General features: G+C 45.7%; 8 protein-coding genes and 3 tRNA genes. 9 read left to right on the top strand and 2 right to left on the bottom strand.

Annotated features, from left to right (window positions below):
• The 9 genes from KKF06_05205 to KKF06_05165 all read left to right on the top strand — a co-directional run.
• A partial coding sequence (locus tag KKF06_05205) for a hypothetical protein (protein MBU1617151.1) occupies positions 1–259 on the top strand: 259 nt, incomplete at its 5' end.
• Positions 260–293: 34 nt separating this feature from the next.
• Entirely contained in the window at positions 294–899 is a 606-nt protein-coding gene (locus KKF06_05200; GenBank protein ID MBU1617150.1) for a hypothetical protein, read from the top strand.
• 40 nt (positions 900–939) lie between these two features.
• A complete protein-coding gene (locus KKF06_05195; protein ID MBU1617149.1) occupies positions 940–2,397 on the top strand; it encodes a tetratricopeptide repeat protein in 1,458 nt (485 codons plus the stop codon).
• A gap of 12 nt (positions 2,398–2,409) precedes the next feature.
• Positions 2,410–2,646 carry a hypothetical protein gene (locus tag KKF06_05190; protein ID MBU1617148.1) on the top strand — a complete coding sequence of 79 codons (237 nt, stop codon included), beginning with the start codon at positions 2,410–2,412 and terminating at the stop codon, positions 2,644–2,646.
• 8 nt (positions 2,647–2,654) lie between these two features.
• Positions 2,655–3,299 (top strand): nucleotidyl transferase AbiEii/AbiGii toxin family protein, encoded by a 645-nt coding sequence (locus tag KKF06_05185; GenBank protein MBU1617147.1) that lies wholly within the window; start codon positions 2,655–2,657, stop codon positions 3,297–3,299.
• Positions 3,300–3,309: 10 nt separating this feature from the next.
• Positions 3,310–3,382: transfer RNA gene (locus KKF06_05180), tRNA-Thr, on the top strand.
• A gap of 9 nt (positions 3,383–3,391) precedes the next feature.
• A tRNA-Thr gene (locus KKF06_05175) sits at positions 3,392–3,464 on the top strand.
• Positions 3,465–3,469: 5 nt separating this feature from the next.
• A tRNA-Cys gene (locus tag KKF06_05170) sits at positions 3,470–3,538 on the top strand.
• Between the two features lie 11 nt (positions 3,539–3,549).
• Entirely contained in the window at positions 3,550–4,656 is a 1,107-nt protein-coding gene (locus KKF06_05165) for a glycosyltransferase (GenBank protein ID MBU1617146.1), read from the top strand.
• On the opposite strand, the gene KKF06_05160 is transcribed toward KKF06_05165, so the two are convergent.
• Both KKF06_05160 and KKF06_05155 read right to left on the bottom strand, forming a co-directional pair.
• The gene (locus KKF06_05160) at positions 4,637–6,085 is read right to left on the bottom strand and encodes a hypothetical protein (protein ID MBU1617145.1); all 1,449 of its coding nucleotides are present in this window, start codon (positions 6,083–6,085) and stop codon (positions 4,637–4,639) included. The genes KKF06_05165 and KKF06_05160 overlap by 20 nt on opposite strands.
• Complete coding sequence (locus KKF06_05155) at positions 6,085–7,122, bottom strand: hypothetical protein (protein ID MBU1617144.1); 1,038 nt, start codon at positions 7,120–7,122, stop codon at positions 6,085–6,087. The genes KKF06_05160 and KKF06_05155 overlap by 1 nt, the downstream gene beginning before the upstream one ends.
• Positions 7,123–7,142 lie beyond the last annotated feature (20 nt).

Genomic DNA, 7,142 nt, shown 5'->3' with positions numbered 1-7,142 from the left:
GATCGAGAAATTGATCTTCCTGGTCAATGAGCTTAAACGGGACAAAGAGCGGCTCATCTGGCGAAACCAGGAAATGCAATGCCAGCTTCAAGCGGCGGAAGAGATCCGCTTGGCGGAAGAAGGTATGCGTCTTGAGAATGCTCAGCTGCGGCAGAGAGCATCCACTAAATTTGTGAGCGCCAGCAGCAAGCGCTTTAAAGTAATCCGGAAAAAGGAGGGTCGAAAACCAAAAAGAGTTTCAATGAAAAGAAATGATTAAAAATAGTTTTCGTTCCTTTGGCTGCGTGTTATTTGTGTTAATTTTAGTGGTGGCGGCAAGTGCCGAATTGTCGTTTTTTATGATCGACAATTTTGAGTCAGGCAGGTTTGACAAATGGTATAAGTTTGGCGAAATGACCGCCAGGATCGTGGAAAATGGGACTCCGGAAGGAAGGGATACGATCAACGAATCATGCGGCGACTATTCCCTGGACCTGAAAGGAAGTTCGCAGAATTATTATGTTGGCGGGATCGGCAGTGATCTGAATGTTGACGCGACGACATTTTCTCGGATCCAAATGGATATTTACGGGGTTGCCGGTGCCGGCAAAATAAAGATCGAATTGTTTGATGACGATAATGACAATTTTGTTTTGGAGCAGGATTCCAACAAGGATTGGATCCCAACCAAGGATGATAAATGGGTCGCGGAAGTCCCGATCTTAGGGAAGGGTTTTACCAGGGTTTCAATCCCGTTTACCGCTTTCCGCCTGGAAAATCCCGGGGCCGGGGATGGGACCTGGAACCTTGACCAAAAGAATAGTTCGGGCGGATTACTGAAGATCCAGATGATCGTTTTAACGAATCAACCAAAAGGAGACGTTGAGACCAGGGTAGACAATATCCTATTAACATACTGATGAAAACCAAATTAACACCGATTAATGGGGGGGGGCTTGAATGAAAAAGGGTTGGCTGATCATATTTTTCGTTTTCCTGGTCGTTGGCAGTGCTTTTTCCCTTGATATTTCCGGCGATAAGGAAAATATTAGCCTGAAGGCGGGGCCGACCGAGCCTGGGGAAGGCTTGTCTTTGGTATGGGTCGAAGCGATCATCTATCCCAAGACAGTAAAAGACGATAAGATCATTTCACTGGGGGTTAGGACCGCTTCGCGGGTTAAAGAAGTCCAGGCGACCTTTGATTTTTCCGCCAATCCAATCAACCTTTCCACCAATGATAGTATGTCCTGGAGCACGACCTATTCACTTCCGGATACCGCGACGGTCGGGGTACATGTGGTTCGTTATAAGATAATCGGCCAGAGCGGTGGAGCGATCCAACGTACTGTTGAGTTTTTTGTTGAAAAGCAAAGCTGGATGCCGCGTGATCTCTCTGCTGTTAATCGAGGCGAGCGGGCCAAAACGACTGGATGGCCGTTGACTGTTACCTCAACTTGTACCGCCGTTTCCGGTCAAGCGACCCGCCAGCTGACCACCGGATCGATCCTGATCGGGATCTCCAAAGTTCCCTGGTACAAGGTGATCTTTGATGACGGAAAAGAGGGGTGGGTTTCCGCCTCCTACGTAAAAGAGCCGACCGAAGATTATTTCTACATGGGCTTCCGGGCCTATCAAGCCAAGAAATATACCGCCGCGATCAAGTATTACCGCGACGCGGTGACGATCAATCCCCAGCTGATCAAAGGTTATATCTGGCTGGCAAAAAGCTATTCAGCCAATGGCGATCTTTCTTCAGCCGCGGAAGCGATCAAGCAATCTCTCCAGCTTAATCCTCGCGATATTGACAGCCGGGTGGTCGCCAATTCTTTGGCCAAGAAGTTCCTTTATCAGGCTAATCTGCGCTATCGCGCGAAGCGATATCATGAAGCGGTCGCCTCATACCGCGAAGCGCTGGCCCTTGATCCGAACTCGACTAAAGCCTGGGTCGATCTGGGCGAGAGCCTGCTTAAGCTTGGCCTTAATTCAGAAGCAAATGATGCCTGGCGAGAAGGGTTGCGGTTTGATCCGCAAAATTCCCAGCTTTTGGCCGCTTTAAAGGTTAAAGGGGTTGATCCGGCGAGTTTGGCCGAAAATCCAATTGAGGTCAAAGAAAAGAAACAAGCGGTCCCTTCAATGGTCGCCGACGATTCGCTCCGGATCGTCAAAGATGAACGGACCAGCAAGGGGACCAGGGTTGAAGCGGCGATCAAGTCGGTCATCAGCTTGACCAAATCGGTTGGGACCCCGATCGTGGAAAAAGGGTGGAAGATCAAGCGACAGGGGGAAAAATTCCTGGTCAGCTACCTGTGCGAGCAGAACAGCGGGGGGCTGGAGTCATTTGATTGGATGGTTGATGTCGATACCAAAAGGGTCGCACCGCACAATGATAACGCCCGGCTCCTGATGAGCCGGTGGTGAAAATTTAAAATCATGAAACTGCCTGATTATTTTAAGCAAATTATTTGGTTTGCCGATTTTGATCAGGTTTCTTTAGCTAAAGACAAAGAGATGGTTCTTTTTCAAGCCTTGGAAAAGGGGAGAATGGAGCATTTGCGTTATCTGGCCGGTAAGCTTGGCGGTCGGGCGATTTATTCCTTTGCCAGAAAAAACTCCAACAAATTAAGTCGTAAGAGCATATTGCCTTTTATTCGAGCGCTGTTCGCCTGATCAAGAAAATGAAAAAATTGTTTTGGAATATATTGGACAAGAAAAGGCTCGAAACATTTAAGGAGCTTTACACTATATTTGGCAACGATTATTATTTGGCCGGTGGAACCGCGCTCGCTTTGCAAATTGGCCATCGGGAATCGCTTGATTTTGATCTGTTCAGAGATAAAGAGATAACTTTTGCGGTAAAAAGGAAAATGTTGGCGGGTTTTATTAAGCGTTCTCCCAAGATGTTGGTTGATACCGCCGATGAATTAACGCTAACTGTCGAACATGCCGTAAAAATAACAGTCCTTAACTATTTTTGGGGACCGGTTTTCCCGCTGATCAAAGTTCCCGGGTCTTTGTCGTTATTATCCATTAAAGATATCGCGGCGACAAAAGCTTATGCTCTGGGGCGAAGGGGAAATTACCGCGATTATTTTGATCTTTATGTTATTATTAAGAATCGGCAGGCTTCGTTGCGAGAGATTGTGAAGATATCGAAAAAGAAATATGGAGATGTTTTTAGTGAACGGATGTTCCTGGAGCAGTTGCTTTTTACTAAAGAACTTGAAATTGACGGCCATCTCCGTTATTTGGCTGAAAAGGCTGTTTCTCCCAACACTTTAGCCGGTTTCTTTAAAAGAAGGATCATTGATGAGGGGTTCTAAGGGTTTGCATGCCGACGTAGCTCAGCTGGTAGAGCAACTGATTTGTAATCAGTAGGTCGCCAGTTCAACTCTGGCCGTCGGCTTTTTTTCGGGCCACTGTAGCTCAGTTGGTAGAGCAGCTGTTTCGTAAACAGCAGGTCGCCAGTTCAATCCTGGCCGGTGGCTTATTTAGCTCAGTTGGTAGAGCAGTCCGCCGCAGGCGGATAAACAGCAGGTCAGCGGTTCGATCCCGCTCGTCGGCTTAAATATTATGAAAAATATTCTTTTTCTCGAACAGTTCTCCTTTTTAGGTGGCGGACAGAAGGTTCTTCTTAAACTGATTAAAGGGCTTGATTATCGCTCCTGGGTTATTATTCCAGGAGAAGGAGACTTCTCACGAGCGCTTACCGGAATTGGCGCTCAACCGATTGTTGCCCCTATTGGACAATATTCAACTGGCCGCAAATCCCTAATCGATTTTGTTAAATACCTGTTTCTTTCAATTATTATGGTTTTCTTTTCAATATATATCATCAAGAAAAACCAGATTAATATTGTATACGCGAACGCTCCCAGGACATTCTTGTGGGGAGCGCTTGCCGCTAAGATATGCGGGATCCCTGTCATTTGGCATCTTCATTCGAACCTAAAAGGGGTTGAATTGCGGCTGTCAAGGTTTTTAGCCAAACATTGGGTTGATAAATTGATCGCGGTTTCTAATTTTACCTCCAATGTGTTTAACAATGGAGATCCAATTCTTTTGGCCAAAACTAGTGTTGTTTACAATGGGATTGATCCACGAGAATATGATCAGGTAGCTGTTTCTGATTTACATAAGACATACAATTTGCAAGGAAAAAAGGTGATTACATTCATTGGGCGAATTACTCCACTTAAAGGGATCAAAACATTAATTGAAGCGGCAGATATTATCAAAAACGAGGGCCAGCTGGCCTATTTGATCGTTGGTGAGCCTGCTCCTGGAGATAGAAAGGATGTTGAATATAGAGGAAAACTGGTGGATTTCGTTGGTAAACATAAACTAACCGATCGGGTATTATTTGTTGGACAGAGAAACGATATCCCCTCGATATTGAAGATGACTGATATTTTGGTCCTACCATCCGTTGAGCCGGAAGCGTGTCCCTTAGTTATTTTGGAAGCGATTGCCGCGGGAAAGAACGTTATTACTACAGATATTGGCGGACAAGCGGAACTAGCCAAAGAGGGCCTTCTTTTCCCGCCCGGCGACGCCCAAAAGTTGGCTGATTTAATTATATTAGGGATCAATACTAAAGTTGGACGAGAAAGCGGCGCGGTTGAGACGCGAACAAGTTTTCAACAAAAGATCGCGGAAACTATTGCCTCTTTGATTTAGCTTTTTTCTTTTCTTTTTTTGCTTCTTCCGGTCGCGGCGAGCAGATGCATATCGCGCAGAAATATAGGACAAACGGGATTTGATACATCATTAGCCGGTTGACCAGCGTTCCATCGACGAGGTATTGATACGTTCCGGGGCTGGAAAAGGCATAAATGATCATGGCCAGATTGGCGACGATCAAGATAAAGCCGTATTTTAAATAACTTTGCCAGATCAATTTCGCTCCCAAAACCGAAACGACGATAAAAACGAACCAGAGAATTTGCCAGTCGGCGTAAGTGAACATTCTCCGCCCAAGATGATAGGCCAGATCGGCAAGCGCGGGTGTGATTGGTTGAGAAACAACACCACCGGATACCAGCGGGGTTGGAATGGCAGGGGAGAGCCGTGCCGCTACACTGCTTAAAAAACCGTATAAAAAACTATTCGACGAAAAAAGCCAGGGGGAAGAGATTAACACGGCAATAGTCAGACTTTTGAGGCCGCTCCAGCTTTCTTTGGGGCGCTCGAAAAGGAGAAAAACGGCTAAAACTATGACCGACATCCCCCAGAGTGGGATACCTGATTGCTTTACGAAATTACCAATACCAAAAAGAAAAGCTGACGTGAATAGGTAGTACGGCTTATTTTCTTTGAACCAAGATAGTAGATAAATAGCTCCGGTTGAATAATAAAAAGTCTGCATCAGGTCTGAATAGGCGTTGCCGGAGTGGAGAATTATCAGCGGAAATGAGGTGAGCAGGTAAGTAAATATCAGGGCTTTAAACCGGGAGGTTTGAGCTCGCAGGCGGAAGTAAAAGATGAAGAGCATGGAAGAAAAGCAAAGAGGAAAAATTACTTTTCCCAGCGCGTCGTCCCAGTAGCCAATCCCCATATAAATCCAGGATTGAGCTAAGGGATTAAGATAGGGGTGAGGGCCCGCGACTGCTTTCGCCTGTTCGGTCGCGACCTGGCCGGTGGTAAAGATGATTTTGGCGATCGTTCCCTGCCGCCACATCGCGTCAAATTCGATCGTCGGTTTGACTAAAGCGTCAAAAAAAACATAAACAATGGTTAGGCCGATCAATATTATAATGACTTTCTCAAAATAAAATTGCCAGCTGTGCCGTTTATTTATCTGGCCGACCAGGTTACTTAAGAAAAATGGGATCGTTTCGAGCCCAAAGGATAAGGTTTTAAAGTAATACGCGCAAATGATCAGCAGCGCGGTCAAGCTGACCGTTGGGATCAATACATTTCTAAGATTTAAAGTAATCCCTAGAAGAGACATGGCGAACATTTCGATCCCCAGCAAGCCGAGCCCAATACCCCAGGCAAGTGAGCCTCTTTCCAGAAACGAGATCTTTTCCCTGATCAGCGCTGAAGTCACCCCATAGCCGAGGAGCAGAGGGACCGAAACGGCTAAGATTAGCTTGATAGTTATCATTATTTTTTTCCTTTGACAATATACTTGCCATTGTCAAGCTTGGCAAAGACCGGCAAACTTTGGAGCTGTTTGGTCTGGTCAGAATTCGGATAAAAAGCCAGAATGTAATCCGGTTTTTTATTTACGTCGCCGGCAAGAACATGGGGAACCAAAAAAAGCCGGCCAGCGAGGTCCGGAGAATTGATTGAAGAATAGATCAGAAAATTGACCGGTTTTTTGGGGAGGGTCTTAGCGGCAAATTTAAGGAATTCGTAATAATCTTCTCCGTACGCTTCGGCGTGCTTTTGCTCGATCGTTTTGCCGAAATATTTTTGGTAATTGACCTTAAAAAGCGAGAAATAATTAAGATCGGCGTTCAGCGCGAGCAGAAGCCAGGAAGCGACAATAGCCGCGAAAGCGGTTTTTACGGCGGAATTAAAAGGGGAGAAGAACTCTTCAAAGCTTTTGGGTCTTCCCATAAACAGGTTAAAGATAAGAGAAAAAATAAAAGCCAGCCCGACAAGCCAATAAAAATAGACATTGATCGAATTGCCGTACAGAGGACTGCTGTGAGTGACATTGATCGAAAATCCGGTAGGAGTCCGTCCTTTTGGCCCCCAAAACTCTTGCCAGCCGGAAGCCAGGAAAGTCAGCCCATTCCCCCGGCTCACGGTTGAAGCGAGAATTTCAATTTGGCCAGGGCTTTCCGGGGCAATGATTAGCCGCTTGATCCAGCCTATCCAATAGGGGTTTTGAGAGGGAATATTAAAATAATAGGTATGAACGCCCCTTTTCGAGGAAAACCAGATGCTTTTTGACTGCTCAAACCGCTGATCGTACGAAGTGATCCAATAAAGACGGGTTAACCCGTTACTTGAGCAATTTAACTTCAAGCTCAAAGTCGAATTTTCCAGCGAATCGATCATCATCGCCGGGCTTTCGAGATAGTCCTGGCCGGGTGTTTTTTGGAAAGGGACATTAATCTCTTCGGCAAAAGCTGGTAGGTAAAACGCGAAAATAGAGAGAAAAGCTACAATTATTAGTCTTTGCTTAATCATGTCAGGTAATTATATAGTAA

This window comes from Candidatus Margulisiibacteriota bacterium (genome assembly GCA_018822365.1).
Lineage (GTDB): Bacteria > Margulisbacteria > WOR-1 > O2-12-FULL-45-9 > XYB2-FULL-48-7 > XYB2-FULL-45-9.
The sequence above is the reverse complement of the archived record's forward strand: the minus strand, read 5'-3'. Positions and strand labels throughout refer to the sequence as shown.

What these genes read in the sequence shown, in the direction of transcription:
- KKF06_05195 (MBU1617149.1), top strand. Translation starts at nt 940, where the DNA reads ATGAAAAAGGGTTGGCTGATCATATTTTTCGTTTTCCTGGTCGTTGGC.
- KKF06_05190 (MBU1617148.1), top strand. Translation starts at nt 2,410, where the DNA reads ATGAAACTGCCTGATTATTTTAAGCAAATTATTTGGTTTGCCGATTTT.
- KKF06_05185 (MBU1617147.1), top strand. Translation starts at nt 2,655, where the DNA reads ATGAAAAAATTGTTTTGGAATATATTGGACAAGAAAAGGCTCGAAACA.
- KKF06_05165 (MBU1617146.1), top strand. Translation starts at nt 3,550, where the DNA reads ATGAAAAATATTCTTTTTCTCGAACAGTTCTCCTTTTTAGGTGGCGGA.
- KKF06_05160 (MBU1617145.1), bottom strand. Translation starts at nt 6,085, where the DNA reads ATGATAACTATCAAGCTAATCTTAGCCGTTTCGGTCCCTCTGCTCCTC.
- KKF06_05155 (MBU1617144.1), bottom strand. Translation starts at nt 7,122, where the DNA reads ATGATTAAGCAAAGACTAATAATTGTAGCTTTTCTCTCTATTTTCGCG.